The following is a 23,374-nucleotide window of genomic DNA, read 5'->3' as shown; positions in this document are numbered from 1 at the left end:
GATGGCCGTCTGGATCTGTCGTGACGATGGCGGCCTAAATGATCTACCGGGTTGCACAACCCGCGCCGCCGAGCAACCAGCGAGCACCAGCCATGATCAATAACGAGATCCGGGGCTGGCAAGAACCGAGAAACCCCAGGTCAAACGCGGTTTTAGAGAGTAGGGCGGGTGGGACTTGAACCCACGACCCACGGATTATGAGTCTGTGGGGGATCGTGTCGGGGTGTGCCGGGATGTGTCGCGGGATCAAGGGTTTCGCTGGTCGGAGCGTCGCCCGTCCGCTCGTGCGTGTCGGTTTTGTTCGCGATTCCCGTTCCAGTCCGGGACTGCTGGTTCCCGTACGGTTCCCGGGCCGGCGGCGATTGTCACCGCTTCGTCCCGTGGATCAGCAGCCGTCAACCGGACTGCAATCGGGCGCGTCCACACTCCGTCCGCACGCCGCTCCCAGGCGCGCCCACCCGGCTCACGGCCGAGCCCAATCCGAAGGCAGACCCGATGAACGACAAGCCAGCCTCCATCACCATCGACCGGGCATTCCTCACGCGCATCGCCTCCTGGGGTGCGCTCGCGGTCGGCGCGCTCCTGATGATGTGGCCCGTCACCGTCACCGTGCTCGGCACCAGCGTCACCGGCGATCCGGCGGTCTTGTTCATCCTCCGCACCGGCGAGTTCCTGGCGAAGCTGGACGAGCTGCGCGGCAACCCGTTCGCCGGCCTGGCCGTAGGCCCTATGCAGTCTGCGCTGGTGTGGGCGTGGGCGAGGGTGCTCGTCGGGGTCGTGCTCGTTCTCGGTGCCGTCGTCGCGCTGCTGCGCGGGCGTTCGGCGCGGCGGCCGGCGGTCTGAGCCGGCTCAGCTCTTGCCGATCAGGCGGGCGCCCCACCGTACGTAGTGGCCGCGGCCTCGGCAGCCGCGGCACGCCCCGAACGCGCCCTTGAACAACTGACTGCGCGTCTCCTTCGACCTGCCGCACGACTTGCACGGCCGGTACGGGTGCCGGGCGCACGACCCCAGGTAGACGGCGGCGGCGATGAGGGCGAGCAGAAGGATCGGGTCCACGGCTACCTCGCATGCGACGATGATTCCCCCGACAGAGTGCCCTCATGCCAGCCCTGATCACCAGGCCCAGAAACGAGACCGGCGGGCGAGGAGCACCCTCGCCCGCCGGACGTTATGAATGGTCCGCCTACCCTCTGGCGTGCCGCTCGACAGCATCGAAGATGTCGGAATCGGTCTCGCGCTGCCACTGCGGCAGATCGTCCCAGTCAGCCACGTACGACGGCTTCGGGTCCGGGATGTGCCGGTAGATCTGGGCGACCCAGCACAGGGCGACGAACAGGCCGCGCTGCTCGCGGGACAGGTGAGCGGTTTGGCCGTCGGAGGACTCGACGAACGCGAGCACCTGCTGCTCCACGGCCGCCGCGCTCGCCCGCTCCCACTCCGGGGTTTCCTCCCACGGCGCGACATAGCCGGGCTTCGGCTCGCCCGGGTAGTGCTTGCGCACGCCTGCGATCCACGCCTCGCGGAAGATGCGGCCCGGTTCCACGTTGGTGCCTCCTATCAGCTGGCCATGGCCAGCTCGTCGATGTCTTGGTTCAAGGCCGTGATCCGGCCGTCGCGCGGCAGGTCGGCGAACTGGCGTTGCAGGCCGCGGAGCTTCTGGCCGATGACGCCGGACCCGGTGCGGCGGGCGAGCTCGACGGCCGCCTTGCCGTAGTCGAGGAGCTGGTCGTGGTCGCCGCGTTGGATGCCGAGCGAGGCGAGGTCGACCAGGACGCCGCCGCGGCGGCGGGTGGTGAGCTGGTGGGTGAGGGCGTCGGTGAGTGCCTGCTCGGCGAGGTCGGGGCGTCGCAGGGTGACGTAGCAGGTTCCGCGTTCTTCGTGGAGGCGTCCGCCGTCGAAGCGGAGCCAGCCGCCGTTGTGGACGGGCCCGGTCAGGCCGCGCACTTGTTCGGCGGCGTCGAGGGCGCGCTGGCAGCCGTCGAGGTCTCCGAGCCCGGCGAGGGTTTCCGCGTGGACGGCGGATACCCAGTGGCGGGTGGACAGGCCGCTGTCTCCTCGCTGGGCGAGCTGGGCGGCGAGGTCGAGCATGGGGGCGGCCTTGGCGTAGTCGCGTTCGTAGACGCCGATGAAGGCGTGGCGGGTCATGGCGCACGCCCACAGGTCGTAGGCGCCGGCTTCTCTGCTGGCGGAGGCGGCGAGGGTGTAACAGTGGGCGGCGTCGGTATAGGCGTTGCCGTCGAAGTGGATTTCGCCGGCGAGTTGGAAGAGGTCGCCGGCGAGGGCGCACAGCCGCTTGTGGGTTGTCTCGGTGGTGGAGCGTTGGAGTGCGTCCACGAGGGTGGCGAGGTGGTCTTGGACGAGGGGGTACACCTTGCGTTTGCTGCTGGCCAGCATGAAGACCTGCCACAGGTGGGCGTTGAGGGTTTCGTACTGGGTGACGGTTTCGAGGTCGGGCCGGTGGGCGCGGTTGGCGATCCGGTCGAGGTCGAGGGCGTTGCTCGCCTGGGGTGTGGCGATGACGGCGCCGGCGATGGTGAAGAGTCGGAGCATGTCGCGGCGGTTCATATCGTCATCGGTCCGCTCCTGCGGTGGTGGTGTGGGCTGTGCGGGTTGTGGCGGGGGTTGGGTGGCTTGTTGTTGGAGGAGGTAGGTGAAGCGGGCTTTGACGTGGTCGGGCGCCTGCCAGAGGTGGACGTCGAGGATTTGTTGGGTTTCGGGTTCTGGCTGCATGGTGGGGCAGGCGTCCCATTTGGCGACGGCGCGGGGGGAGACGCCGAGTCGTTCGGCGAATCCTTGTTGGGAGTAGTGGTAGGCCCGTCTGAGGGTGGCTGCTAGGGCCCCGTTCCAATCTGTGACGACGTCCACGGCGATCTCCTTCGGTGAGATCGATTCTGCCCCGTTTTCGGGGGTTCGCTAGTGGGTGTGCGGTGCTGGTGCAGTGGTGGTTCAGCGCCTGTTCATGGTGGCGGTGGTGGTGTTCGCGGTCTTCTGGATGTGGCGGGATTCCCGGCGTGATGGCCGGGGTCGCTAGGTCAGGAGGCTTCGGGATGGCTGGTTTCGGGTGGTGGCGCGGCGGCTCGCCGGCGGGGGCCTTTGCTCTTGGGCTGGGCTTTGATGCCGTTGTCGCGGGCGAGGCGCCGAATGTAGGCGTCGGTGAAGGGGCTGCGCTCGGCGACGTCGGTGGGGCGTTCACGGGCTTTGAGCGCGTCGAGGGCGGCGGCGATGACGTCCTGCTGCGCCCGCTCATGGGCTTGTTTGGTCTTCCAGTAGCGGGCGGTGGCTTCGTCGAGCAGGGCGAGGGGTGTGGGCGGGGTGGTCTCGTCTTGGGTCATGAGAAAAATTGTAGCGGAACAGTGTTGCGCAACGCATCTCTGTGGGCTAACGTCGGAGACGCAACAGAGTTCCGGAGTGTAGATCCGCAACCGCGTACCGATGTGGGGGTTCTGGTGGCCAGCACGATTCAGGTCAGCACCCGCGAGGCAGCCGCCGCCTACGGTGTCTCCCCGCGCACGATTCGCCGCTGGGCCCAGAACGGCCGGTTGGACGCCATCAAGACCGGCGGCCGGTGGGTTATCACCGCCACCGCCGACCTGGACGACTTCAAGCCCAACCAGGTCGACAAGGCGCGTGAGCTGATCGAGCAGGGCGCCATCCTCCCCACGTCGCGCAAGGGCATGTACAGCGCCGTCTCCTCGGACGGCACCACCCACTACCTGGTGCACGCGTCCGGCTGCACCTGCCCGGCCGGGCAGCGCGGCAAGCACCAGTGCTACCACCGGGCGGCAGTCGCTCTGCTGGCCGCGGTGCCCGCTCGGCGGGCTGCGTGATGGGCGAGCAGGCCGCGTGCGTCATCTGCGGCGACCCGACCACCAGCATCCGGAAGGCCGTCATCGGCGACCTGACGGGCCCGGTCTGTGAGGACTGTGCTTTCTGGTGCGACGGCAACCTCATCGAGTCCTGAAAGGAAAGACCATGTCCCGTACCAAGACGATCCTGAAGTGGACGGCCATCGCGTTCGTCGTCTTCTACCTGTTCACGCGGCCCGCTCAGGCGGCCGGCGCGGTCAACTCCGTGTTCGACGGCATCGTGCACGGCGCCGACCAGCTCGCGGTGTTCTTCAACAAGGTTCTCGTGTGATGGCCGACCTGGAGAGGTCGAGGGAGCTCGCCGCCCAGGGCAGGCACGCCGAGGCCGCTATGGAGGCGTTGGCGGTTGCCCGTCAGGCCGTCAAGGACATGGAGGCGGCGCTCAACCCGAGGTCTGAGTAGGCCGGTGCGCCCGACCGTCCAGCATGTCTGGGCGGTTCGCGGACCGTCTTAGCGGATCCAGACAAGGGTCAGGCGGGTGCTGTGAACACCCGCCTGGCCGATCAACCACCTGCCTCAACAGGAGTGATCAATGCGTAATTCTATGACGCTCGTCCGCCCGCATGAGACGGAGCGGCCGTGCCCGGCCGGCTGTGTCGCCGACCACTCGACCGAGTCGGCGCACACGGTCGAGGTCGCCACGATCCGTACGGACGACGGCGGCACTGTGTGTGTCGATCGGACGCAGCGGGACGGCGAGCCGCCCGAGGTGGTCGTGCACGACGAGGACGGCAACGAGTTGCGGCTCCCGGAGTACGTGGCCGTGGCGGTGGGTCGCGCGGTGTCGGCTGCGGGCACGTCGTGGGCGGTCGCGTCATGACGAACGCCGAGATGGAGGCGGCGCTCGCCACCCTCGACGAGGCGATGCGCGCCGGCGCCAGGGTCGCCCCGGCCGACCGGCCGTGTCTGGTGCGGAAGGGCTGCACCTGCCCTTCCTGCAAGCCGGGAGGTAAGCGGTGACGCCGGAGGAGCGGCAGCAGCTCGCCGACCGGGTTGCCGAGGTCAACCGGCTTGACTCCGCGATGGCGGAAGCGCTGCAGAACGAGGACGGCGGCGAGCACGAACACCGCTGACGTCGAGTCCTGCCGCCCCGGCCCCGGGCGGGGGCGGCTCACCCGACGCCAGAACCACCACCAAGCCTTCTTCCCGCAGCTATCAGAAAGCGACACACCCATGAACACCACTGCCCATCCGCCCGGCGAGCCGCCGCGCGAGCCCTCCCCGGAGGAGATCGCCGCCGTGCTTGCCGAAGTTGAAGCCCTCACGCAGCCGCCCCCGGCTGCGCTGCCCGCCGTCCAGGACGATGAGCCGGCCGACGCCGTGCTCATCGACCCCGACGACGACGGCGACCCGTACGACGACGAGGATGAGCCGAGGCCGCTCGTGCTGCTCGCCGACGGCGAAACCCGCCGCGTCCAGAAGCTCCGCCAGGAGGTCGCCGAAGCGCACCTGCTCGCCGAGCTGCAGGACGACGATATCCCGCTCACCCTGGACACCAGCAAGGTTCGCAAGCTGCGCCGCCGCACCTGGGAGGCCGCCAGGCTGCACGAGCTCGGCCAGCACCCGGCCGCCATCGCCTACCGCGACGCCAAGGTGCGGCGGGTCACCACGACGATGGTGATGTCCGCGGCCGGGATCGCGCTCGCTGTGTCGTCGATTGGCGTGCAGGCCAGCGTCGTCAAGGCGCTCGACCTCACCCGCGCCGATCTCGGCTGGTGGGCGTCGTACGGCGTCGAGGCTGTGCTGTCGCTGCCGCTGCTGGCGGCGGTCGGTGTGCAAGCCTATTCGGCGATCCGGGGCCGGGTCGTGGACCGCAAGAGCGCGGAGGGGCGACGCCTTTTCCGGGTGGAGCTGGTGCTGCTGGCCATGACGCTGGTGCTCAACTGCTGGCCCGCATTCCGGATCGACTTCGATCTGCTGGACTTGATCGTGCACTCGCTGGGGCCGGTCGCCGCGGTGCTCGCCGTGTGGGTTCTGCCCACGTTGTGGAAGGTGCTGTCTGATCTTCCGGTGCCGACGATTGTGCGGCCTACCGTGAGGGGGGGTACTGGCAGGGAGTACAGGGGAAACGCGTCGGGTGGCGCGGCCTCCGGTAGCCCCTCGGTACGTCCCGATCCGGCCGTCCTCGCCGACAAGATCCGGGTTTTGATTCAGGCTGGCGTGCTGCCCCCGAGCGCCGGCGTCCAGAAGATCCGCGAAGCGCTGAGGGCTGAGGGGATCAAGGTCGGGACCGACACCGCGCGCGATGTCCGCGACCTGCTCGCCGCCGGCTCCGACTCGGACGGGGGCCAGTGATGGTGCTCGCCCTGATAGCCCTGTTCTGCCTGGCCGCGTGCACGATGTGCACCCCGCGTGGAGCTGAGGCGCGGGCTGAGATCCGGGCCGCTGCCGCCACGGTCGGTTGGAAGGCTGCCGGGACGGCTGGCCGTCATCTGCTGCGTCACACGCTGTTGCTGCTGGTGGAGGCGCTGCACGTGGTCGTGCAGGCCGCCGCGTTCGTAGGCGGCGTGATCGCCATCGCCGCCGGACGGCTCGACACGCCCAGGGAGGCATCGTGACCAGGCCCTTTCGCCTCATCCCCGGCGGCAACCCCGACCCCTTGGAGGAGCCCACGAACGCCACCGAGCGCGACGCCGAGACTGGCCGCGAGGTCGAGCTGCCCAGCGAGACCGACGCGGAGGTGGCAGTCGAGGAGACCTTGACCGGGCCGCCCGTCGATCTGCCTGCCGAGGTCGAGCCGCCGAAGGTGTTCGCCACCATCACCGGCCGCGCCGTGGTGCAGCGTCAGCCGATCGTGCCCGCGTGGGCGCGCTCCAAGCAGGACTTGAAGGCTGCGGCCCGCTACGTTGCAGGTCAGGCCGGGTATCGGGTGGCGTTTCAGGCGAGTCGCACCCCCATGTATGTGGGGCGTGCGCTGCGGTGGGCGCCCGTCGGTGGCGGCCGGCTCATCGCCAAGGGGTGGCGGTGGACGTGGGACATGGAGACCACGCCGGCGCGCAGGAATGCGCTGGCCAGCGGCAACGTGGACGAGTACGAGCGGCTGGTCGCCCGCAGGAAGGACAACATCAAGAGCAGGTTGCCGCTGGCTGGGGGCGCGCTTGTGGCGACGGCCGGGGGTGGGGCGGCGGCATGGCTGACGCTGCCGTGGTGGGCGCAAGTCCCGCTGTGGGGCGGCGTCCTGTTCGGGCTGGCCCGCGCTGGCCGTCCGGTGGATAAGCCGCTGGTCGGGCCGTCTGTGCAGGTCACCCGCTATGAGCGGTTGACGGCGGAGAAGGTGCGGGAGGCGCTGTGCGCGATCGGCGTAGCCGGGCTGAAGGACCCGAAAAAGATCACGTTCCCGGCGCAGATTCACCGCGACGGGCCTGGCCAGCTGGCCCGCTGCAACCTGCCGATCGGGGTGGAGGCGGTGGACGTGTGCGAGAAGCGCGGCAAGCTGTCGTCGGCGTTGCGTCTGCCGATCGACCAGGTGTGGCCGACCGCAGGGCCGGACCATGCTGGCCAGCTCGACCTGTGGGTCGGTTTCCAGCCCGCGTCGAAGATGAAGCCGCCGAAGTGGTCGATCGCCGCCGACGGTGCCCGCACTAGCGTGTTCGAGGCGGCCGATTTCGGCGCCGACCAGCGGCAACGCGCTGTCGCAGCGCCGTTGTTCGCCCGCAACTGGCTGATCGGAGGCATGCCCGGGTCGGGCAAGTCGTACGCCGCTCGCGCGTTGGCGCTGGTGGCGGCGCTGGACCCGTACGTCGAGTTCAAGATTGCCGAGTACAAGGGGACGGGCGACTTCACCGACTTCTACGACGCCGGCCTGTGCTCCACGTACGTGTGCGGCGTCGATGACGAGGCGATCGAAGAGGGCGAGCGGATCGTCGACTGGGCGCTGGCGGAGGCCGAACGCCGCGGCAAGCTGATCAAAAAGTTCCGGGCGGAGGGCCGCGCCCCTGAGGGCAAGGTGACGCCTGACCTGGCCGCGGCCGGTGTCGGCTTGCACCCGGTGGTGGTGCTGCTGGACGAGGTGCACGAGCTGTTCGGCGCGTCGAAGGAGGCCGCTGACAAGGCGGAACGCGCCATCAAGCGTGGTCGTGCGCTCGGCATCATCTTCATCCTGGCCACGCAGATCCCGGACAAGGACTCGCTGCCGCCCGGCATCACCCGCTGCGTGAACATGCGCTGGTGCCTCGCCGTTCAGGACCACATCGCGAACGACATGATCCTCGGCACCGGCTCGTACAAGCGGGGCATCACGGGCACGAGCTTCCGGCCGGAGATCGACGCTGGTTGGGGCATGGTGACCGGCCTGGCCGCGCCGACCGCGGTCCGGTCGCAGTACCCGGATGAGAAGACGACGAAGAAGATCCTCGGCCGCGCGATCCAGTTGCGCGGCGGCCGCCCGGCCTGGGCTGACGACGAGGAGATGCCGCGCGTGGACGTGCTGGTCGATGTCATGCAGGTATGGCCGACCGGGCGGGACCGGGCGCAGTGGCAGCAGTTGGCGGACGCGCTGGCCAGGTTCCGGCCGGAGGCGTATGACGACCTGACCGGGGACTCGCTGAGTGCACTGCTGCGCGGCATGGGCGTGTCGACCCTCAACGTGAAGGCCGCCGGCGCGGTGCTGAAGGGCTGCCTGCTGGCGGAGGTTCAGGCCGCCGCTGAGCGGCGCGAGGTCACCCGTGGGTAGCGGGCGGCTGCGCCCCTCGAACCGTCTCCAGAGGGGCTCTCAGGGCCGTTTGGAGGGGTGCCGCTACCCGCTACCTTCCGTGTCTTTCTGCAGGTCAGCGCGGTAGCGGCGTGAGGTAGCGGACCGCTACCTCGCTCTGGCTCCGCTACCCGCTTCGAGCGGTGGTTGCGGCCGGTCCTCCACACCCCTGTGGAGGGCCGCCCGGAGCAGCCGCTCCCACATTCCCCACAACGCCGATCAAGAGAGTAGGGAACCATGTTCGACCGCATGCCGGAGAAGAAGCTCGCCCGCGCCAAGGGGCGGGCCCAGGCCGCCAACGAGGAGGAGAAGCTCGCCTACCAGGCCAACGGGTGGAACACCGACAAGACGGGCGCGACCGGCGCCCAGCGGCGGGCCGCCGAGGAGAAGCTGGTCAAGAAGCTGGGCCGCCGCGGCGCCGACAAGGCGATGCGGCGGGTCGCCAACAAGGTCGTGGACTCGTTCAAGTGAGCGCCTTCCTGAAGCTGGCCGTCTTCGGCGCCGTCGTGGGCGGCGGCACCCTGTTCGGTCTGTGGCAGGCGTTCGCCGGCAACACCGCGGTGGCGGTGCTCGCGGCGGTGGCCACGACTGTGCTGTCGGTGGCGACGGTGGCGTGGCTGGCCCACGACCCGGTCGAGAAGTCGCCGTGACCCGCCGGGAGCTCGAACAGGCGGCTCTGGCCGCTGAGCAGGCCGCCGCCACGTTCACAGCGCGAGGCCAGCACGACGAGGCGGCGGTGAGCGCGTTGATGGCCGCCCGGTACCGCAACCAGCTCAACGACAGGAAGGACTGATCATGCGCGCGTGCGATGACTGCAACGGCTCCGGCGAGATCGTCGGCCAGCCGTCCGGGAACGGGCTCGCCCTGGCGGCGGACTGCCCGGCCTGCAAGGGGTCGGGGAGGCGGTGACCGTGCTCGACCGGTACCGGGTCATCGTGAACGGCCACTCCGCCAAGGCCACCACCACAAAGCGCAGCGCGAAGTCGTACGCCGGCCTCGCCCGCGAGCAGGGGTGGCGGGCGCGCGTCGAGCCTACGCAGGTGTGCGGCACGTGCGGCCTGCACCGGTGCGGCGGCGAGGCGGTCTGCCCGGACCGGCGCTGATGTTGCGGTTCCTGCCCAGCCGCTTCCCCTGGGGCTGGGCGGGTTCCGGAGCAGGCAGCTCCCCACCTTCAGCGAAAGGAGATCCCATGCGGTGGATCAACGTCGGCCCGGTCACCATCCGGCCGCGCCAGGTCGGCGCGCAGTGGATGGCGGACCTCACCTGCCCTGCCCCGCACTGCGGCCAGGACACGTTCGTCACGAACGATCAGCAGTTCGGCGAGTACGGCGGCTGGTGCGGCGGCGGCCACGAGCTCGCCATCCCGCACAACCGCTGACCGGCGCACCCCATCACGCAGGAGGAGATCGTCATGGGCAGGAAGAACAAGCGCGCCGCCGTCGAGGAGTGGACAGCGCTGGCCGACGGCGCGGCCGGGGACGCCCGCGAGGCTGGGCGGCGGGAGCGCCACCACCGGCAGCGGCTGCAGTCGGGCGCCAGCACCGACCCGCAGGCCGACCGGTATTTCGCCCGCGAGGCCGGCGAGGACCGCAAGGTGGCGGAGGCGAACGAGCGCGACTTCCGGGCCGCCGCGAAGCCGCGCAGGTGGTGGCAGTGAACCGCTGCCGACGCGCCTTCTACGCCGCCGATCTCGACACCGAGCACCACCTCCCCGACGCCCGGATATCTGGCTGATCCGGCCGTCCGGGGTGCTCCGCCGTCCGCCGTGGCGGCGGGGTGCCCGGGGCGACCGGCCCCGACCGACGAGACGAAGGAGATTCTGATGGCCGACCAGCAGCAGCCGTGCCCGGGGCACGTCGTCAAGTGCAGCAACTGCCAGGGCAAAGGTCGCGACCCGCACTACCCCCTCACCCAGAAGTGCGACGTGTGTAAGGGCGTCGGCAGCGTCCTCCTCAAGTAGCCCCGCCCTATCCGTTCCTGATCGAAGGAGAACTACATGGCCAGCACCGACGACACCTATCCGCCGCCCACTCCTGAGCAGACGGCCCGCTACCGGGAGCTGCGCGCCGCCGGCAAGAGCGGGTTGGAGGCGAGTTTGATCGTCCGCGCTGAGACGCGGGCGGGCAAGTTCCCGGGGCGGAGCGCGGCGGATGTTCCGCCTGCGACGTAGCCCCGCGCTGGGTTGCGGATCGCGCCCGGCGCCGTCCGGGCGCGTGTCCGGAGCAGAGCGCTCCACGAAAGGGGACTTCGATGAAGGGCAAAGTCAACTACCGGACCGCTGGCGGAAGCACCGTCACCTGGAAGAAGAACCCCGAATTCATGCACGACTTCGGCCCGGCAGAGTGCGGCGGCTGCGGCTGGACGCGCGGTCACGTCGCCCCTGAGTCGGCTCAGGTGCATGCCAACCGCTGCACCGCCTACTGACCGCTGACGTTGCGGGTGCCCGCTCCCTCTCGCGGGGGGCGGACGCCCGGAGCGGAGCGCTCCATCGACCAGAAAGGCAACACCATGAACAAGAGCCAGCTCGTCGACGCCATCGCCGCCAAGACCGGCCAGAGCAAGGCCGCCGTGGCGGCGGTCGTCAACGCGACCACCGAGGTCGTCCAGGACGCGGTCGCGAAGGGCGACAAGGTGACGGTGCCCGGGTTCGGCGTGTTCGAGCGCCGTTTCCGCGAGGGCGGCGAGCGCCGCAGCCCGCAGGGCGGCACCGTGCACGTCGCCAGCAAGCACGTGCCGGCGTTCAAGCCCGGCCGCGCGTTCAAGGACACCGTCTCCGCTTAGCCCCTCGCGGCGGCCCGGTCCTGGCGCGGCCGGGCCACCCGCCCCCCAACCCAACCCGAAGGATCGAAAGGAAACGGCATGAACAACACCCTGCGGTACCGCAACCAGGGCGGCGCGGACGTCAAGTGGGTCAAGACCGGCACCAACGACGGGCCGAGCAGGCACGCCATCGGCCGCTGGGAGTGCAAGGGCTGCGGCGAGCGCATGCGCGACGTGGCCGCGTCCTGGGCTGAGGACCACGCCCGCAACTGCCGGGCCTGCTGAAACTCGGGTGGCCCGGTCCTGGTGGCCGGGCCACCCGCCCTCAACCGATCCACATACGAAGCAGTGAGGAGGGATGCACCGATGCCGCAGGTGAAGTACTTCGTCCGGGTGTACGACGACCGGCCGTTCGGCGGCACCCCGCACGCCGTCTACAGCGACGCCGACCTCGCAGCGCTGAAGCGGGCGGCAGCGGAGGCTGGCGTGCGGATCAGCGTCCGCAAAGCAACCGAAGAGGACAGGTGAACAGCATGAGCCAGCCGAAGACCGCCAAGGAGCTGCTCGACCAGTTGGGCGCGAAGTGGTCGCCCGACTTCGACGCCTACGCGGCCGGCGAGACCAGCAGCCCGCGCTGCGTGCTCTGCACGAAGAGCCCGTGCACGTGCCCGGAGTTCGGGACGCCCGAGTATCTCGCGCTGCTCGACAAGCGGCACGGGAGGCGGCCGTGATGTCGTCGAGCCCGTGGATGGACCCCGTCACCTCGTACGAGCACTGGGTGACCCGCAAGAACGGCGAGTCGTCGGTCACCGTCGCCAAAGGCGGCCTGATCACAACGGTGCAGGGGGTGGACACGGTGGCGGAGGCGCTGGCCGTGCTCCGCCAGAAGGGGGCGTGACGTGGCAGCAGACGGGCTCAAGGGCGCGGCGCTGCTCGCAGTCGGGGTGACGGCCATGTTCGCCGCCGAACTGACCGGCTCCAAGACCGCCAAGCGGGTCGAGGAGTGGGTGGACAGCAAAATCGACGAAGGAGACGAGACGTGAGCGCCGCCCTCACCTACGAGCAAGCCCTGGCGGCGGCCCGGAAGGTCGGCAACGCGAACGCCGACGACGCGGGCGCGATGGCGCTGTATTGCGCCGACATCCTCCAGCACATGGTGGGCGCCGCGTCCCCCAAGCTGGTGTGGGAGGGCGCTCAGAAGGCCGGGATGACCCACCTGCAGCTCGCTCTCCTGGCGCAGAAGGATCCGGCCGCGGTGCATGACCTGATGTGGGACTAGCCCAAAAGGTGAGAGCCCCGGCCGCGCTTCCCCACGCGCCGGGGCTCTCTACTGTTCAGGCTACGGCTGGCCGGTGGTGCTCGGCTCAGCCGGTGACTTCCTTCTTGGCGGCGCGGGCGCGCCGTACGGCCTCGCGGGCCTCGGGGTTGAGCGCCTGGCGGACGGCTTCGCGGCTCCACTCGGTGATGCGTACGAGGTCGGCCTGCTTGCGGCCGGACGCTATGGCGGCGCGGAGGCGCTCGTCTCGGCGCTGCATTGCTTTGTCGAGGTCGGCGTCGTAGTCGGCTTTGATGGCGCGGATCTCGTCGTCGGTCATGGGTTCCATGCCCCCATAATGCCATCCAGGTTGGGCCATGTCTAGTTGGCCTAACGCGCTTGACAGCCTAACTGGGTTGGCCTAACGTAGTGGTCACAAGGGCGACGGCACGAGACACAGGAGCACCACATGACCAGCGCAGAGGCCAAGGCGGAGATCCTCATCGTCACCCCCGGCATCACCGTGCAGGACCTGATCGACTTCAGCAGCCACATGGACGCCGCGAGCGAGGACCGGTTCTGGAAGAGGATCCGCGAAATCGCCCCCACCCTCTGGCCCTGGTAGCCCGCCCGGCCCCGAAAAACCGGGGCCCACCCGCAAACAGACCCCAGCAAGCTACGCACCACGGAGGACGAGATGCCCGCCATGACCGAGGCGCACGAGACGATGACCGCCCGCGAGATCGCCAAGGCCATCAGAGTCGGCACCCGCACCCGCAGGTACGTCATGCAGGACCGCGAGGGCTGGGAGATCCTGGGCCAGTACGACACGCCCCGGTACGCCAGGGTGCTCAACTCGCTGATGCGCCCCGACTGCAGCGAGGTCACGTTCCGGATCCGCATTGTGGCCATGGCCCTGTACAAGAGCATCTCCACCGGCCGGATAAACGCGGTCTGCTCTAACCTCATCAAGGAGCGGTACACCCCGTACCAGCTCTGCGCCCTGGTCGCCCGCATCGCCGCCGAGTGCGATGAGACCACGATCGGCGGCATCTGCGACGTCTGGCTGAGCGACAACATCTCCCGCCTGTGCGGCGACCGGGTCAAGGAGCTCAACCTCCCCTGACCCGCCCGCACGACAACGCCCCGCACCTCCACGACGGAGGGCGGGGCGTCTGGCGTCTCAGGCGTCACCGGCCAGCGTACCCGCCCGCCTACAAGCCGGCCAGATCCCGCCCAGAATGGACGCCCCGCCCGCCCTCCCTCGCGGGAGCCGGGGAGACGTGCATCCGCAGAATGAACCCGACCAGCCCAGCCGCCGCCCCGTTCACCAGGCCGACCTGCTCCGGCGACAAGGCGAGGCCGAACCCCACCCCGAGCGCCAGCATCGCCTGGATGGCGCCCATCAGCAGCGGCACCGGGAACGGCCTCACCGCCACCGCAGCAACCAGGGCGAGCACCGCCGCGGCGGCGGCGTTGATGAGGCCGACCTGCTCGCCGGTGACGGCCAGGCCGAGGCCGACGGCGAGCGCGACGGCGGTCTGGATGAGGGTGAGCCACAGTGCGGGCTCACGTCCGAGGATTCTCATGTGCCCCTCCTTCAGGGGGTGCCGCCTCATTCGAGGTCGGGTTCTTGGAACCTGCCGGGCAGGACGCCCAGGTCAGGCGACGTAGCCGCGCGTGAAGTTGTACGGCTTCGACTCGCTGTTGCTGTCAAGGGTGATCCAGGCGCGGTCCCAGTCGGCCCACCGGTTCGAGCCGGGCCCGTTGTTGAAGATGTGGCCGTTGTAGCCGCACCTCGTGCTCATGTCGGCGTACACGTGCCGGACGCCGCCCGCGTCGATAGCGGGCGCGCCGGGCCCCATGTGGACGCGCAACGTCGCGCCCTTCGGCAGCACGTCGCCCGGCTGGCCGTCCTCCACCGGCAGCACGCCGGGCTTCAGCGTGAAGGTGTTGCAGCCCGTCGTCTTGTCGCGGCCGCGCGCCCACGCGTCCTGCACGAGCAGGCCGGCGACGTTGACGCCCTCCGCTGGGGCGGTGTCGTCGGCCACGACCTCGACGAACTCCGAGTTGCGGTTAGACGCGACGTCTGCGCCGTACGCGTTGTATCCGACCGTGCCGATCCGCAGGCCGGGAACGTCCGCCGCGGCGGCTGTGCTCGGGCCGGCCACGGCGAGGGCGAGGAACGCGACCGCTAAGGCCGCGAGGATACGTCTGAGCATGAGGTTGCTCCTCTTCTCGGGTGCCCGCCCAGACGGTCCGGGCGGGAGTCTTGCGGTCAGGCCGGGTCGGGGACGTCGAGCCGTACGGTGACCTGGCTGATCGCGTCGTTGATCCGCTGCACGAGCGCTTCCACGTCGATCTCGCCATCCCGGGCCGCGAGCGCCTCCGCCATCGCCGTGATGGTCGCGCTCTGCGCTGCCACCTGCGCCGAGATCTTCCGCAGCCAGACGCCGTTGTTGACCAGGATGTTCCCGGCCTGCCACGCCGGGTTGTCCTCGCTTCCGTACGGCACCTTGAGTTCGTGCTGCCAGTTGTCTTTCGCGCTCACGTCGCCCTCCTCCTGCTGATCGGGCGCCCTACCGAAGACGCCACCTTTGATGAGCCCGTAGAGCCGATCTCCCGGGCACGACGTCGAAACGAAGTCGCGGTGGCCGCGCACACCGCCGCCCACACCCTTCGACATCAGCCAGGCGCGCAACTGCCGGACCGCGTCGATCTGGGCGGGCGTCGGATCCTCACCCGGCCCCGACATCAGGGTGACGCTGTACCAGTTCGCGTTGCCCGCCGTCGTGCCCTGCGCCGCCTGGTAGCGGCCCAGGCCGCGGCCCTCGAACACCTCGCCGTGAGGGCACGCAGCGAACGAATAGCCGATGTCCGCCCAGCCTCTCGCGCTGCCCGTGTGGAAGGTGCGGGTGCTCTTCCAGTAGGCGATGCACGCGCTGTGCGGCCGCCCGGCGAGGCCCTGGTTGGAGCCGTCATAGTGGACGACCAGCCCCAGCCGGGGGTTGGCGGTGTCGGCGGCGGACGGAGGCCACCCGAACGCCGAGCGCGGTGTGATCCGCATCAGTCCTCCCGACTGTCGAGATGGGTGGTGAGTTTGCTCTCCACCCTGCGTACGGCGTCCTTCAAGCTGGACCCGTCGTTGGCGGTCACCTCGTGCCGCACCGTCGCCAGCTCCTGCTCCAGCCGGGCCAGCCGCTCCATCACGCCCGGCCGCTCCGCCACCCCAGGCCGGGCCGGCGTGCCGCGCAGGTCGTCAACGAAGTCGTCGATCCGCTGGAACAGCCGCCACAGCCAGCGAGCGATGCGAGCGACCACGAACAGCAGGCCGAGTCCGCCCGCGATCGAGCTGGCGGCGATGAACACGTCGAGCGTGGGGTTCCCGGTCATGGCATCGGGATCACGATCAGGTCGCGGGCCGCGATGTCGGCCTGGGCGCCGCTGCCGGGGCTGGCGAGATGCATGGTGCGCAGGTAGTAGAGCTGGCCCGCGGTCAGGCCGGTGATGAGGGAGACTCGGCACCCGTACTGGGGTTGGGTGTCCTCCTTCATCGACAGGTAGCCGCGCGCTGTCACGCTGGGCGCGAGGATGCGTTCGCCGTCGCTGTTCTCCTCGAACAACTCCGGGGCGAGGAAGATCCTGTCCGTCGCGGTGTTGTCGCGGAACCCGCCGCCCAGGGTGAGCCGCACGGTGCCGGACGGCGGGGCGACGAAGTACACCCCGACCTCCGGCGTTCCCGCCTCGTAGGAGCTGTTGGTGAGGTTGAAGATGCTGGTGTCGTCGTGCACGAAGCTCGCGGGCGGCAGGGTGCGCACCAGGTCGCCTGCCGCGCTCACGGGATCGCCGCCACGATGATCTCGCGGCAGTTGATGTCCGCCGCCGACGATCCGGCGTCGCCGGTGGCCACCGCGTACTGCACGGCCGCGTAATACACCTGGCCCGGGGTGAGCCCCTCCAGCACGGATTCGCGGCTGCCGTAGTGCGGGCCGACGCTGGCGTTGTCGCTGCCGAACCCGCGGTTGGTGACGGAGGGGGTGAGGATGACCGTGCCGGAGGAGTTGGTTTCGCGGACGATCGGGCTGAGGAAGATGCGGTCCGCGCCCGCGCTGTTGCCGAGCCCGCCGCCGACGATCAGCAGCACCCGGCCCGAGGTAGGCGCCACGAACGTCACCTCCACGGCCGGGCTGCCGGTCGTGTAGCTGGCGTTGGACGGGTTGTTGATCGCCGTCGTGTCCTGAGACCAGACGGCGGGCGGATAGTCGAACGCCCGCACCGGGCGGCCCGCGAACGACGAGCCGAGCGGGGTCGGCATGACGACGATCTCCCGCACGTCGATACGAGCGCTGCTGGCGCCGGTGGCCCGGTACATCACCCGCCCGTAGTAGGTGCCTCCCGGCGTCAGCCCGGTGAGCAGGGTGGTCCTGCTGCGGTGGGCGTTGAGCGTGGACTGCCCGGGGACAGCGCAGCCGCGCTGCACCTCCGTCGTCGTGTTCGCGGCGAGCACCACCGACCCGCTGACGTTGTTCTGGCGGATTTCCGGGGTGACGAGCACCCGCTGCCCGCCAGCCAGGCCGGACGCGCCCAGGCCGACGCTGAGCAGGACGGCGCCCGAGAGCGGCGCGGTGAACGTCACCTCCACCGCCGGCGACGCCGCGGCGTACGTGGTGTTGGTGATCGGGTTGACGATGGTGGAGTCCGACGCCCACACCGCCGCAGGCCGGTCACCAGCGGAGATCGGCGCACCAACCAGGATGTCAGGCAACGGCTCCTCCTCTCATAGCGCGTAGATGGCGGGCAGGAACAGCTCGACCGGCGTACCGGAGTCGTGCGACTTCACGACCCCGTTGACGCTCCTGGTGACGGTCAGGGTTTGCGCGGTGCCGGTCGCCGAGCCGACCGCGCTCACGGTCATCCGCTCGCCGCCGATCATCACGTCGAACCCGCTGGCAGCGGTGGACCACAGCGGCCCGGTCGGCGTCGTGATGTCCACCCCGGTCTCCGTCGTGTCCAGCGCCTCGTTCAGCACCGTGTCCACCGGCATGTAGCGGGCCGTCCCGTCGTAGGTGGCCACCTCGTACGGGCTGGCCGGGCTGCAGTTGAGGGTGATCGCCTGCTCGAAGTTGCCGAGCTCCTCCGCGTAGCCCTGCACGAGCTGGGAGATCTCCTCGGGCGGCAGCCACGGCGGAGGGTTGGAGACGGTGACGCGGTCGCCCACCTCCAGCAGACGCGCCGCGTCGGTCAGATCCGCGTCGCCGGCGAACGACTCGTGGGCGAGGTTGAGGGACAGCTGTGGATACCGCGCCTCATCGACCGTGCCGAGATGCAGCCGCCAGCCGGCCTGCTCGAACAGGTCCAGGTCGTACTGCACGGCCAGCGTGACCTCTTGCGGGTAGCGGCCCACACCGTCCGGCGGGTCCAGCACGCTGAGCGTCCCGGTCTCCTGCACCGCCCGCGCGCTGCTACCGCCTTCGCGGGTGACGGTGACGTCGTTGACGATCGCCTGGTCATCATCGACCGGAGAGGGGGCATCGGCCAGCTCGTGCGCCTCATAGTCGAGGGCGAGCCGCGCGGTCTGGTTGTAGAGGCTCTCGCGCGTCCGGTAGCCGAGGCCGAGCACGTCGCGCGGCTCGAACAGCATGCCAGCGTCCGTGTCGGCTGCCGCCCGCAACAACCCGATCAGCGTGCCCGGACGCTGCGCGCCCAACCTGGCTGTAGCGTCCAGGTCACCCACCCCGCGAAACGCCAACCCCGCCTCGGAGCACAGCCGCTCGATCCGGCGGCCCGCAGTCTCGCCCCGCCACGCGTCCAGCTGCGACCCGAGATCGAACACGGTGGTGATGACGTTCTGCACGGACAGGTGGCCGACCGTCGTCCCGTCCAGGCCGCCCCCCGGATTCACGATCACCGACCCGATCCGGCCCACCGTGTTGGAGGCGAGCGTCCCCGACGACGCAGACCCGACCGTCGCCCCCTCCGGCACCGTGACCAGCGTGTAGTCGATGTCGGCGCCGTCCTGCGTCAGCTCGACAGCCACCAGCAGCCGCTCTCCGTCCACCGCGAACGCGATGTCGCCGGTATCGAACAAGGTCGTGCCCCCAGCGTCGATCCCGCGCAGCCCGAGGGTTCCGCCCGTCCCGTAGTGCACCTCCCACCTGCGGACGCTGCCAGTCGAGTAGATAGTCAGGACACCCTGATCGTTGCCGTCGCCGGCCTCCGGGACGGCCAGCAGGAAACGCACCTGGTGCACGCCCGTGCCCGTGTAGAACGGCAGGTTCCCGCGCAGCTCAGCGTCCCGCAGCACCGGCAGCGCATTCGACGCGACAAACCCCTCGTAGGACGCCGACTCCGGTGCGCCGATGATGGCGAGCGGCCCGTGATCGAAAGCGGGCGCCAGCGACGTCGAACCCTCGACGTCCTCCATCGGCCAGTAGGCGATCATCCCGGACGCGTAGATGATGCCGCGGTAGATGGCGGAGCCGAGCACGGTGTCGTCGCGGCTGATCCTGCGCAGCACCCCGGCCGCCTCAACCGGCGTGTAGACGTCCTGCCCGGAGATGTCCCAGCGAGGCGGCCAGCTGCTCACTTCGCCGTGGAAGCGGTAGCGGCGGTTGGAGATCTCCGTGTCGCCTTCGAGCGTCCACGTGTTCGGCGAACTGGCCGTGTCCGCGAACGATGTGTCGCCGGGCGTCTGGCCCGACAGGTCGGGGTTGGCGACCACCGTGCCGCCGATCCCGTTGCGCAGCTCGAAGGCGTGCAGCTTGCCCGTCGTGGCGTCGCCGGCGAAGACGGCGATGTCGCCGACCTCGATACCGGCCGTGGAGTCGAACACGCTGGTGGTGCCTGCGGTGACGACTGGGTCGCCGAGCTGCTCCCACGAGCCGTCGATCGTGTCGGCCCGGTAGAACGTCACCGTGTGGCCGCTGCTGCCGTTGTTGACGTCCAAGGTGGCGCGAAGAGCCTGCCTGCCAGAAGCTGGGAACGGCACCTCCACCGTCGTCCATCTCGACAGGGTGGTGGCGGTGCCGTCCGCCGACCATTCCAGCACCAGCACGTTCGCGTTGATGTACAGCGCCCAGCTTCTCTGGTTGCCGGTGGCCACCCACTTGCAGGCCAGGTCGGAGACGGCGTGCCAGTCGTCCAGTGTGAGGTCGATCCGCACGTCGAGGTCGCCGGTGATGCCGAGGCCGCTCGCGTCCGGGCAGGTCATCTTGTCGCCGTCGCCGCCCGGCAGCACCAGATAGGCGTCGCCGTCCTCGACCGCCACCCTGATCGGGGTGTTGCGGCCAAGCTGCCCGTAGTAGGCGCCGACCGGGTTGCGCGGGCTGTAGTCGCCCGACCTGTTGTTGAGGGTGAGCGTGCACGAGCTGTGGTCGACCTGCCCGGCCTCATCCGCCCGGCCGCGACGGATCTGCACCATGTCCCGCCGGTAGACGTGCGAGGTGACGTCCACCCACGCCCCGTCCAAGTACAGCTCCACCACCAGCGGCAACACATCCTGCGGGAACGCCATCATGCCCTCCCCAGCACAAGCTGCACATTCCCGCCGCGCACCCGGACCGCGTTCCGCAGGATCTTCAACAGCATGTCGTCCACCGCCGACCCCGAGGAGCGGAGCTCTAGCACGACCGGAGCCGGAGCGGCAGCCGCCATCATGGCCGCCGTCTGCCCGGCCGGCGTCACCTGGCTACCGAAGGGGAGCCGCACGAGTTCGGCGCCGCGCTCGCCCACCATCGTCCAGCCGCCCGCCGGGCCGCCCGCCGCTTTGCCGGAGGAGGCGGCGAGGGCGCTGCGTACGCCGGCGGTGGTGAGGCCCATCCGGTCGGCCATCGCCCCGGCGTCCTTCTTCGACAAGCCCATCCGGCGGGCCATGCTGATGAACTCGGAGCGCTGCTCCTTCATCGTCGAAAGCATGGTCGAGCGGCTGCGGCCCTGCTCGTGCATGGCGATGATGACCTCGCGCGCAGCCTCCGCCAAGTCCATCAGCGCGCCGCGGTTCTCGCGCCCCTTCTCGGTGGTGAGCGACAACCTCTTGCCGTTCTCCTTCAGCGACCTCCCTGCGGCGTCCCAGGCGGCCTCGTAGGCGCTGACGGCGCGGGTCTGGCCGATGAGGCTGGAGCTGAGCTTTTCGAGCGCATCCCGGAACGACACGAGCTCGCGCAGCGACTCGCGCAGCCCGCCCGCACCGCCGTCGCCGAACCCGCTGGTCTGCGCCTGCCGGAACGCCATCGAGATGCTGCCGAACCCGCCGCCCATACCCATGCGGGCCCTGGTCTGCCCGGCCGGCGTCACCGTCGAACCCACCGGCAAGCGCACCAGCTCGGGGCCTTGCTCGCCCACCATGGCGAGGCTGGACCCGGCGCCGGACACGCCGCCATCAGCGAACCGCTTCACCCCGCCGAGGCCGCCGGTGATGCCGCCGTGCGCCCGCTGAGGCGCCAGCACCGTGCCCACCCCGATGCCCGACGAACGGTAGATCTGGTTGACGAACACCGACACCGACCGGCTCTTGATGCTGGCCAGCGACGCCTTCGCCTGCGCCACCTTCCGCTGCAAATCGGAGATCTCCGCCCGGATCGCCGTCCGCTGCGGGTGCGTCAAATTGGGATCCTTCAGCTTCGCCTTCGCAGCCGAAATCTTCCGTTCGAGGTCGGACAGGTTGCCGCGCGCGTGCGTCACCACCGACTCCGGCATCGCCAGCCACGCGTCCGCCAGCCGCTCCGCCTGCTCCTTGGTCCGCCCCGCCTGCCGGGCCGCCGCCACCAGCTGGCCACGGTACGCCCCGTACTTGGCGGTGATGGCGTCCGCCGACGCGCCCTCCGCCTGCATCGCCGCAATGTGCTCTTGCGCCGCCCGCGCGATGTCGATGAGCGCTTCCTTGTTGGCGCGGCCCTTCTCGGTGTTGACGTTCAGCGTGCGGCCGTTCTCCCGGATGGACTCCGTCGCCCGGTCGATCGCCTCCTCGACGCGGATCTGCGCTTCGGCGGCGTCGAGCGCGGGTCCGGTGAGGGCCTCGAACTCGGCCGCCAAGTCCCGCATCCCAGCCGCCGCCCCGCGCGCCGAATCACCCAGCCCATCGTTGGCGGCCGTCGCCGCGGCGGCAGCGTCAGCGTACTTGCGGTGCACCGCCTCCGACGCCGCCTCACCCTTGCTCCACGCGTCCCAAATCATGGTGCCGCGGCCCAGCTCGTCGAAGAACGTGGACCAGTGGTCGCTACCCGCGTCGAAATCCTCAGCCAGGAAGCGGACGCTCGACGAGATGCCGCTGACCACAGCCGACACACCTTCAAGGGCGGCGGCGATGTCGTCGGCGCTCATCTCGGCAGTGATCGCCAGCTCGGTAATCGAGTCGTTCAGGTTGGCGAAGATCGCCGGGGTCCGGCCGGAGATCGCGTCCAGCACCGCGCTGTAACCGCGCTCCAGCGGCCCCAGCGAGTCACCCAGGGAGGCGACGCCGCTGCCGATCGACTTGATGAACCGGTCGACCGAAGGCTGGCTGTTGTCGAAGAACGTCGCCAGGTACGGCTTGAGCTGGCCGAACGTCCGCCGCGTGACCGCCGCCGCCTTGATGGCGGAGCGTTCCATCGGCTGCGCGGCGTCCGCCAGCTCGGTTTTCAGGACGCGGCCCGTCTCCGACCACTCACGCCGCACCCGCATCGACTGGGCCGCGGACACCATGCCGACCGTGGTCACCGCGCCGCCCAACGCCAGCGTGATCGCGCCGGCCGAGGCTCCCGCCGCCGCCTCAGCCCCGACCAGCCCGGCAGTGACCGCCGCCCCCATGAGAGGGCCGAGCCGGCTGAAGGTCTTCAGAGTGCCGGACGCGAACCCGGAGACGATCTGGCCGCCCCGCCGGGCGCCGGACTCGATGCCGTCACGGATACCGTCGCCCGCATTCTTGCCGCCGTCCCGCCCCGACTTGGTGAGATCGTCCCGGATCTGGACGCCGGTTTTCCGGGCGTCGGCGCGGGCTTCCGCCAAGGCGGGACCGGACTGGTTCCTCCCGGTGATGACGATCTCGATTTCGTTCAAGTGGCCCCCCGGAGGTAGGCGAGTGCCTTTCGAACGAGGGCCGGGCTATCGCGGAGTTGGCCGATGCCCTTGTTGCAGGGGGAGCACAGCAGCCCGCGAACCCGACCGGTCTCGTGGCAGTGATCGACGGCCAGCCGCGTGGAAATGCCTTGCTTCCGTATGCGGTACTCGTCCAGTGGGATGGGGATGTCGCCGCAGATCGCGCAGGCGCCATTCTGCGCCTGAAGCATCTCGGTGTACTGCTCCAGCGTGATCCCGAAGGTCCGCTGGAGATGCGTGTCGAGGTCTTTCCCTTGCGCCCCTCCGCGCCTTTCCCTCGCGACAATAGCCAGGCAGGGGTTGCATCGGCTCTGCCTACCGTGAATGCCCTTCGGGTTCTTGCCGTACGCCGCAAGCGGCTTGTCTTCCGAGCATCGCGTGCACTTCTTGGTGATCTCGTTCATGCCCTTGCCTCCAAGTACTCGGCGGCGAGCTGAACGATGGCAGGGTCCTCGCGGAGGTGTCCGATGGCCTTATTGCACATGCCGCAGAGGAGTCCCCGTACCTTTCCCGTGGCGTGGCAGTGATCCACGACTAGGCGGGCGTGGCGCCCCTGCCCTTGCTGCGACTCCAGGGGAACATCGGGGCTCCACCCACAGATTGCGCACCCTCCGTCCTGCTTGGCGAGAAGGTCCCGGTAATGATCGAGGGTGACGCCGAAGGCCCGTCGAAGGTAGGTGTCCAAGACCTTTTCGCGATTGTTGTCGCGCCACTCCATGGCCTTTTGCGACT

At 69.7% G+C, this 23,374-nt stretch carries 42 protein-coding genes; 27 read left to right on the top strand and 15 right to left on the bottom strand.

Annotation, left to right across the window (positions count from 1 at the left end; genetic code table 11):
* The first annotated feature begins 495 nt into the window (after positions 1-495).
* Positions 496-843 carry a hypothetical protein gene (locus ABZW11_RS17410; RefSeq protein ID WP_355418009.1) on the top strand — a complete coding sequence of 116 codons (348 nt, stop codon included), beginning with the start codon at positions 496-498 and terminating at the stop codon, positions 841-843.
* 6 nt (positions 844-849) lie between these two features.
* On the opposite strand, the gene ABZW11_RS17405 is transcribed toward ABZW11_RS17410, so the two are convergent.
* From ABZW11_RS17405 to ABZW11_RS17390, 4 genes are all read right to left on the bottom strand, one after another.
* Entirely contained in the window at positions 850-1,056 is a 207-nt protein-coding gene (locus tag ABZW11_RS17405; RefSeq protein WP_355418006.1) for a hypothetical protein, read from the bottom strand.
* A 127-nt stretch (positions 1,057-1,183) separates the two neighbouring features.
* Positions 1,184-1,543: a hypothetical protein gene (locus ABZW11_RS17400; RefSeq protein ID WP_355418003.1), complete on the bottom strand. Its 360-nt coding sequence runs from the start codon at positions 1,541-1,543 to the stop codon at positions 1,184-1,186.
* A 14-nt stretch (positions 1,544-1,557) separates the two neighbouring features.
* Positions 1,558-2,550 carry a transcriptional regulator gene (locus tag ABZW11_RS17395; RefSeq protein WP_355418000.1) on the bottom strand — a complete coding sequence of 331 codons (993 nt, stop codon included), beginning with the start codon at positions 2,548-2,550 and terminating at the stop codon, positions 1,558-1,560.
* A gap of 482 nt (positions 2,551-3,032) precedes the next feature.
* On the bottom strand, positions 3,033-3,332 hold the full coding sequence (locus ABZW11_RS17390) for a hypothetical protein (protein WP_355417997.1): 300 nt from the start codon (positions 3,330-3,332) through the stop codon (positions 3,033-3,035).
* Between the two features lie 114 nt (positions 3,333-3,446).
* Between ABZW11_RS17390 and ABZW11_RS17385 the strand changes: the two genes are divergently transcribed.
* The 24 genes from ABZW11_RS17385 to ABZW11_RS17270 all read left to right on the top strand — a co-directional run bounded on the left by ABZW11_RS17385 (position 3,447) and on the right by ABZW11_RS17270 (position 12,595).
* Positions 3,447-3,827, top strand: a complete 381-nt coding sequence (locus tag ABZW11_RS17385; protein ID WP_355417994.1) for a helix-turn-helix domain-containing protein — start codon at positions 3,447-3,449, stop codon at positions 3,825-3,827.
* On the top strand, positions 3,827-3,961 hold the full coding sequence (locus ABZW11_RS17380; protein WP_355417991.1) for a hypothetical protein: 135 nt from the start codon (positions 3,827-3,829) through the stop codon (positions 3,959-3,961). Before ABZW11_RS17385 ends, ABZW11_RS17380 begins: the two co-directional genes overlap by 1 nt.
* Positions 3,962-3,972: 11 nt before the next feature.
* Positions 3,973-4,137, top strand: a complete 165-nt coding sequence (locus ABZW11_RS17375; protein WP_355417988.1) for a hypothetical protein — start codon at positions 3,973-3,975, stop codon at positions 4,135-4,137.
* Entirely contained in the window at positions 4,137-4,268 is a 132-nt protein-coding gene (locus ABZW11_RS17370) for a hypothetical protein (RefSeq protein ID WP_355417985.1), read from the top strand. Before ABZW11_RS17375 ends, ABZW11_RS17370 begins: the two co-directional genes overlap by 1 nt.
* A 130-nt stretch (positions 4,269-4,398) precedes the next feature.
* Positions 4,399-4,686, top strand: a complete 288-nt coding sequence (locus ABZW11_RS17365; protein ID WP_355417982.1) for a hypothetical protein — start codon at positions 4,399-4,401, stop codon at positions 4,684-4,686.
* Positions 4,683-4,826 (top strand): hypothetical protein, encoded by a 144-nt coding sequence (locus ABZW11_RS17360; RefSeq protein ID WP_355417979.1) that lies wholly within the window; start codon positions 4,683-4,685, stop codon positions 4,824-4,826. The genes ABZW11_RS17365 and ABZW11_RS17360 overlap by 4 nt, the downstream gene beginning before the upstream one ends.
* Before the next feature lie 213 nt (positions 4,827-5,039).
* Positions 5,040-6,161 (top strand): hypothetical protein, encoded by a 1,122-nt coding sequence (locus ABZW11_RS17355; RefSeq protein WP_355417976.1) that lies wholly within the window; start codon positions 5,040-5,042, stop codon positions 6,159-6,161.
* Positions 6,161-6,424: a hypothetical protein gene (locus ABZW11_RS17350; protein WP_355417973.1), complete on the top strand. Its 264-nt coding sequence runs from the start codon at positions 6,161-6,163 to the stop codon at positions 6,422-6,424. Before ABZW11_RS17355 ends, ABZW11_RS17350 begins: the two co-directional genes overlap by 1 nt.
* Before the next feature lie 41 nt (positions 6,425-6,465).
* On the top strand, positions 6,466-8,538 hold the full coding sequence (locus ABZW11_RS17345; RefSeq protein ID WP_355417970.1) for an FtsK/SpoIIIE domain-containing protein: 2,073 nt from the start codon (positions 6,466-6,468) through the stop codon (positions 8,536-8,538).
* A gap of 267 nt (positions 8,539-8,805) precedes the next feature.
* Positions 8,806-9,027 (top strand): hypothetical protein, encoded by a 222-nt coding sequence (locus tag ABZW11_RS17340; protein ID WP_355417967.1) that lies wholly within the window; start codon positions 8,806-8,808, stop codon positions 9,025-9,027.
* Positions 9,024-9,206, top strand: coding sequence for a hypothetical protein (locus ABZW11_RS17335; RefSeq protein ID WP_355417964.1), 183 nt, complete (start codon positions 9,024-9,026; stop codon positions 9,204-9,206). The genes ABZW11_RS17340 and ABZW11_RS17335 overlap by 4 nt, the downstream gene beginning before the upstream one ends.
* Entirely contained in the window at positions 9,203-9,349 is a 147-nt protein-coding gene (locus tag ABZW11_RS17330; RefSeq protein ID WP_355417961.1) for a hypothetical protein, read from the top strand. Before ABZW11_RS17335 ends, ABZW11_RS17330 begins: the two co-directional genes overlap by 4 nt.
* Positions 9,350-9,461: 112 nt before the next feature.
* A complete protein-coding gene (locus tag ABZW11_RS17325; protein ID WP_355417958.1) occupies positions 9,462-9,659 on the top strand; it encodes a hypothetical protein in 198 nt (65 codons plus the stop codon).
* A gap of 86 nt (positions 9,660-9,745) precedes the next feature.
* Positions 9,746-9,934, top strand: a complete 189-nt coding sequence (locus ABZW11_RS17320; RefSeq protein ID WP_355417955.1) for a hypothetical protein — start codon at positions 9,746-9,748, stop codon at positions 9,932-9,934.
* 33 nt (positions 9,935-9,967) lie between these two features.
* Positions 9,968-10,213 carry a hypothetical protein gene (locus ABZW11_RS17315; protein ID WP_355417952.1) on the top strand — a complete coding sequence of 82 codons (246 nt, stop codon included), beginning with the start codon at positions 9,968-9,970 and terminating at the stop codon, positions 10,211-10,213.
* 339 nt (positions 10,214-10,552) lie between these two features.
* Positions 10,553-10,726, top strand: coding sequence for a hypothetical protein (locus ABZW11_RS17310; RefSeq protein ID WP_355417949.1), 174 nt, complete (start codon positions 10,553-10,555; stop codon positions 10,724-10,726).
* An 80-nt stretch (positions 10,727-10,806) separates the two neighbouring features.
* A complete protein-coding gene (locus tag ABZW11_RS17305; protein WP_355417947.1) occupies positions 10,807-10,980 on the top strand; it encodes a hypothetical protein in 174 nt (57 codons plus the stop codon).
* 84 nt (positions 10,981-11,064) lie between these two features.
* Positions 11,065-11,337: an HU family DNA-binding protein gene (locus ABZW11_RS17300; protein ID WP_355417944.1), complete on the top strand. Its 273-nt coding sequence runs from the start codon at positions 11,065-11,067 to the stop codon at positions 11,335-11,337.
* Between the two features lie 78 nt (positions 11,338-11,415).
* Complete coding sequence (locus ABZW11_RS17295; protein ID WP_355417941.1) at positions 11,416-11,601, top strand: hypothetical protein; 186 nt, start codon at positions 11,416-11,418, stop codon at positions 11,599-11,601.
* 81 nt (positions 11,602-11,682) lie between these two features.
* Positions 11,683-11,844 (top strand): hypothetical protein, encoded by a 162-nt coding sequence (locus ABZW11_RS17290; RefSeq protein ID WP_355417938.1) that lies wholly within the window; start codon positions 11,683-11,685, stop codon positions 11,842-11,844.
* A 5-nt stretch (positions 11,845-11,849) separates the two neighbouring features.
* The gene (locus tag ABZW11_RS17285; protein WP_355417935.1) at positions 11,850-12,047 is read left to right on the top strand and encodes a hypothetical protein; all 198 of its coding nucleotides are present in this window, start codon (positions 11,850-11,852) and stop codon (positions 12,045-12,047) included.
* Positions 12,044-12,214 carry a hypothetical protein gene (locus tag ABZW11_RS17280; RefSeq protein ID WP_355417932.1) on the top strand — a complete coding sequence of 57 codons (171 nt, stop codon included), beginning with the start codon at positions 12,044-12,046 and terminating at the stop codon, positions 12,212-12,214. The genes ABZW11_RS17285 and ABZW11_RS17280 overlap by 4 nt, the downstream gene beginning before the upstream one ends.
* Position 12,215: 1 nt before the next feature.
* A complete protein-coding gene (locus ABZW11_RS17275) occupies positions 12,216-12,359 on the top strand; it encodes a hypothetical protein (RefSeq protein WP_355417930.1) in 144 nt (47 codons plus the stop codon).
* Positions 12,356-12,595: a hypothetical protein gene (locus tag ABZW11_RS17270; protein ID WP_355417928.1), complete on the top strand. Its 240-nt coding sequence runs from the start codon at positions 12,356-12,358 to the stop codon at positions 12,593-12,595. The genes ABZW11_RS17275 and ABZW11_RS17270 overlap by 4 nt, the downstream gene beginning before the upstream one ends.
* A gap of 85 nt (positions 12,596-12,680) precedes the next feature.
* Here ABZW11_RS17270 and ABZW11_RS17265 read toward each other — a convergent pair whose 3' ends face one another.
* On the bottom strand, positions 12,681-12,920 hold the full coding sequence (locus ABZW11_RS17265; RefSeq protein WP_355417924.1) for a hypothetical protein: 240 nt from the start codon (positions 12,918-12,920) through the stop codon (positions 12,681-12,683).
* Positions 12,921-13,040: 120 nt separating this feature from the next.
* On the opposite strand from ABZW11_RS17265, the gene ABZW11_RS17260 reads away from it, so the two are divergent.
* Positions 13,041-13,196: a hypothetical protein gene (locus tag ABZW11_RS17260; protein ID WP_355417921.1), complete on the top strand. Its 156-nt coding sequence runs from the start codon at positions 13,041-13,043 to the stop codon at positions 13,194-13,196.
* A gap of 72 nt (positions 13,197-13,268) precedes the next feature.
* The gene (locus ABZW11_RS17255; RefSeq protein ID WP_355417918.1) at positions 13,269-13,697 is read left to right on the top strand and encodes a hypothetical protein; all 429 of its coding nucleotides are present in this window, start codon (positions 13,269-13,271) and stop codon (positions 13,695-13,697) included.
* Positions 13,698-13,785: 88 nt separating this feature from the next.
* On the opposite strand, the gene ABZW11_RS17250 is transcribed toward ABZW11_RS17255, so the two are convergent.
* The 10 genes from ABZW11_RS17250 to ABZW11_RS17205 form a co-directional block, all read right to left on the bottom strand.
* On the bottom strand, positions 13,786-14,160 hold the full coding sequence (locus tag ABZW11_RS17250) for a hypothetical protein (RefSeq protein WP_355417915.1): 375 nt from the start codon (positions 14,158-14,160) through the stop codon (positions 13,786-13,788).
* Positions 14,161-14,232: 72 nt separating this feature from the next.
* Entirely contained in the window at positions 14,233-14,793 is a 561-nt protein-coding gene (locus ABZW11_RS17245) for a hypothetical protein (protein ID WP_355417912.1), read from the bottom strand.
* Between the two features lie 56 nt (positions 14,794-14,849).
* On the bottom strand, positions 14,850-15,638 hold the full coding sequence (locus tag ABZW11_RS17240; RefSeq protein WP_355417909.1) for a peptidoglycan recognition family protein: 789 nt from the start codon (positions 15,636-15,638) through the stop codon (positions 14,850-14,852).
* The gene (locus ABZW11_RS17235) at positions 15,638-15,964 is read right to left on the bottom strand and encodes a hypothetical protein (RefSeq protein WP_355417906.1); all 327 of its coding nucleotides are present in this window, start codon (positions 15,962-15,964) and stop codon (positions 15,638-15,640) included. Before ABZW11_RS17235 ends, ABZW11_RS17240 begins: the two co-directional genes overlap by 1 nt.
* Positions 15,961-16,410, bottom strand: coding sequence for a hypothetical protein (locus tag ABZW11_RS17230; RefSeq protein WP_355417903.1), 450 nt, complete (start codon positions 16,408-16,410; stop codon positions 15,961-15,963). The genes ABZW11_RS17235 and ABZW11_RS17230 overlap by 4 nt, the downstream gene beginning before the upstream one ends.
* Positions 16,407-17,336: a hypothetical protein gene (locus ABZW11_RS17225; RefSeq protein WP_355417900.1), complete on the bottom strand. Its 930-nt coding sequence runs from the start codon at positions 17,334-17,336 to the stop codon at positions 16,407-16,409. The genes ABZW11_RS17230 and ABZW11_RS17225 overlap by 4 nt, the downstream gene beginning before the upstream one ends.
* Before the next feature lie 12 nt (positions 17,337-17,348).
* Positions 17,349-20,084: a hypothetical protein gene (locus ABZW11_RS17220; RefSeq protein ID WP_355417897.1), complete on the bottom strand. Its 2,736-nt coding sequence runs from the start codon at positions 20,082-20,084 to the stop codon at positions 17,349-17,351.
* Positions 20,084-22,603, bottom strand: a complete 2,520-nt coding sequence (locus ABZW11_RS17215; RefSeq protein WP_355417894.1) for a hypothetical protein — start codon at positions 22,601-22,603, stop codon at positions 20,084-20,086. The genes ABZW11_RS17220 and ABZW11_RS17215 overlap by 1 nt, the downstream gene beginning before the upstream one ends.
* Positions 22,600-23,046: an endonuclease VII domain-containing protein gene (locus ABZW11_RS17210; RefSeq protein WP_355417891.1), complete on the bottom strand. Its 447-nt coding sequence runs from the start codon at positions 23,044-23,046 to the stop codon at positions 22,600-22,602. The genes ABZW11_RS17215 and ABZW11_RS17210 overlap by 4 nt, the downstream gene beginning before the upstream one ends.
* Positions 23,043-23,360 (bottom strand): endonuclease VII domain-containing protein, encoded by a 318-nt coding sequence (locus ABZW11_RS17205; protein ID WP_355417888.1) that lies wholly within the window; start codon positions 23,358-23,360, stop codon positions 23,043-23,045. The genes ABZW11_RS17210 and ABZW11_RS17205 overlap by 4 nt, the downstream gene beginning before the upstream one ends.
* Positions 23,361-23,374 lie beyond the last annotated feature (14 nt).

The sequence above is a fragment of the Nonomuraea sp. NPDC004580 genome (assembly GCF_040609855.1).
GTDB classification, from domain to species: domain Bacteria; phylum Actinomycetota; class Actinomycetes; order Streptosporangiales; family Streptosporangiaceae; genus Nonomuraea; species Nonomuraea salmonea.
The sequence above is the reverse complement of the archived record's forward strand: the minus strand, read 5'-3'. Positions and strand labels throughout refer to the sequence as shown.

Excerpts from the sequence above, each read along its gene's own strand:
- ABZW11_RS17410 (WP_355418009.1), top strand. The coding sequence starts at position 496 with ATGAACGACAAGCCAGCCTCCATCACCATCGACCGGGCATTCCTCACG.
- ABZW11_RS17395 (WP_355418000.1), bottom strand. The coding sequence starts at position 2,550 with ATGCTCCGACTCTTCACCATCGCCGGCGCCGTCATCGCCACACCCCAG.
- ABZW11_RS17390 (WP_355417997.1), bottom strand. The coding sequence starts at position 3,332 with ATGACCCAAGACGAGACCACCCCGCCCACACCCCTCGCCCTGCTCGAC.
- ABZW11_RS17380 (WP_355417991.1), top strand. The coding sequence starts at position 3,827 with ATGGGCGAGCAGGCCGCGTGCGTCATCTGCGGCGACCCGACCACCAGC.
- ABZW11_RS17375 (WP_355417988.1), top strand. The coding sequence starts at position 3,973 with ATGTCCCGTACCAAGACGATCCTGAAGTGGACGGCCATCGCGTTCGTC.
- ABZW11_RS17370 (WP_355417985.1), top strand. The coding sequence starts at position 4,137 with ATGGCCGACCTGGAGAGGTCGAGGGAGCTCGCCGCCCAGGGCAGGCAC.
- ABZW11_RS17365 (WP_355417982.1), top strand. The coding sequence starts at position 4,399 with ATGCGTAATTCTATGACGCTCGTCCGCCCGCATGAGACGGAGCGGCCG.
- ABZW11_RS17360 (WP_355417979.1), top strand. The coding sequence starts at position 4,683 with ATGACGAACGCCGAGATGGAGGCGGCGCTCGCCACCCTCGACGAGGCG.
- ABZW11_RS17355 (WP_355417976.1), top strand. The coding sequence starts at position 5,040 with ATGAACACCACTGCCCATCCGCCCGGCGAGCCGCCGCGCGAGCCCTCC.
- ABZW11_RS17350 (WP_355417973.1), top strand. The coding sequence starts at position 6,161 with ATGGTGCTCGCCCTGATAGCCCTGTTCTGCCTGGCCGCGTGCACGATG.
- ABZW11_RS17340 (WP_355417967.1), top strand. The coding sequence starts at position 8,806 with ATGCCGGAGAAGAAGCTCGCCCGCGCCAAGGGGCGGGCCCAGGCCGCC.
- ABZW11_RS17320 (WP_355417955.1), top strand. The coding sequence starts at position 9,746 with ATGCGGTGGATCAACGTCGGCCCGGTCACCATCCGGCCGCGCCAGGTC.
- ABZW11_RS17315 (WP_355417952.1), top strand. The coding sequence starts at position 9,968 with ATGGGCAGGAAGAACAAGCGCGCCGCCGTCGAGGAGTGGACAGCGCTG.
- ABZW11_RS17310 (WP_355417949.1), top strand. The coding sequence starts at position 10,553 with ATGGCCAGCACCGACGACACCTATCCGCCGCCCACTCCTGAGCAGACG.
- ABZW11_RS17305 (WP_355417947.1), top strand. The coding sequence starts at position 10,807 with ATGAAGGGCAAAGTCAACTACCGGACCGCTGGCGGAAGCACCGTCACC.
- ABZW11_RS17300 (WP_355417944.1), top strand. The coding sequence starts at position 11,065 with ATGAACAAGAGCCAGCTCGTCGACGCCATCGCCGCCAAGACCGGCCAG.
- ABZW11_RS17295 (WP_355417941.1), top strand. The coding sequence starts at position 11,416 with ATGAACAACACCCTGCGGTACCGCAACCAGGGCGGCGCGGACGTCAAG.
- ABZW11_RS17290 (WP_355417938.1), top strand. The coding sequence starts at position 11,683 with ATGCCGCAGGTGAAGTACTTCGTCCGGGTGTACGACGACCGGCCGTTC.
- ABZW11_RS17285 (WP_355417935.1), top strand. The coding sequence starts at position 11,850 with ATGAGCCAGCCGAAGACCGCCAAGGAGCTGCTCGACCAGTTGGGCGCG.
- ABZW11_RS17265 (WP_355417924.1), bottom strand. The coding sequence starts at position 12,920 with ATGGAACCCATGACCGACGACGAGATCCGCGCCATCAAAGCCGACTAC.
- ABZW11_RS17260 (WP_355417921.1), top strand. The coding sequence starts at position 13,041 with ATGACCAGCGCAGAGGCCAAGGCGGAGATCCTCATCGTCACCCCCGGC.
- ABZW11_RS17255 (WP_355417918.1), top strand. The coding sequence starts at position 13,269 with ATGCCCGCCATGACCGAGGCGCACGAGACGATGACCGCCCGCGAGATC.
- ABZW11_RS17250 (WP_355417915.1), bottom strand. The coding sequence starts at position 14,160 with ATGAGAATCCTCGGACGTGAGCCCGCACTGTGGCTCACCCTCATCCAG.
- ABZW11_RS17245 (WP_355417912.1), bottom strand. The coding sequence starts at position 14,793 with ATGCTCAGACGTATCCTCGCGGCCTTAGCGGTCGCGTTCCTCGCCCTC.
- ABZW11_RS17240 (WP_355417909.1), bottom strand. The coding sequence starts at position 15,638 with ATGCGGATCACACCGCGCTCGGCGTTCGGGTGGCCTCCGTCCGCCGCC.
- ABZW11_RS17235 (WP_355417906.1), bottom strand. The coding sequence starts at position 15,964 with ATGACCGGGAACCCCACGCTCGACGTGTTCATCGCCGCCAGCTCGATC.
- ABZW11_RS17220 (WP_355417897.1), bottom strand. The coding sequence starts at position 20,084 with ATGGCGTTCCCGCAGGATGTGTTGCCGCTGGTGGTGGAGCTGTACTTG.
- ABZW11_RS17210 (WP_355417891.1), bottom strand. The coding sequence starts at position 23,046 with ATGAACGAGATCACCAAGAAGTGCACGCGATGCTCGGAAGACAAGCCG.
- ABZW11_RS17205 (WP_355417888.1), bottom strand. The coding sequence starts at position 23,360 with ATGGAGTGGCGCGACAACAATCGCGAAAAGGTCTTGGACACCTACCTT.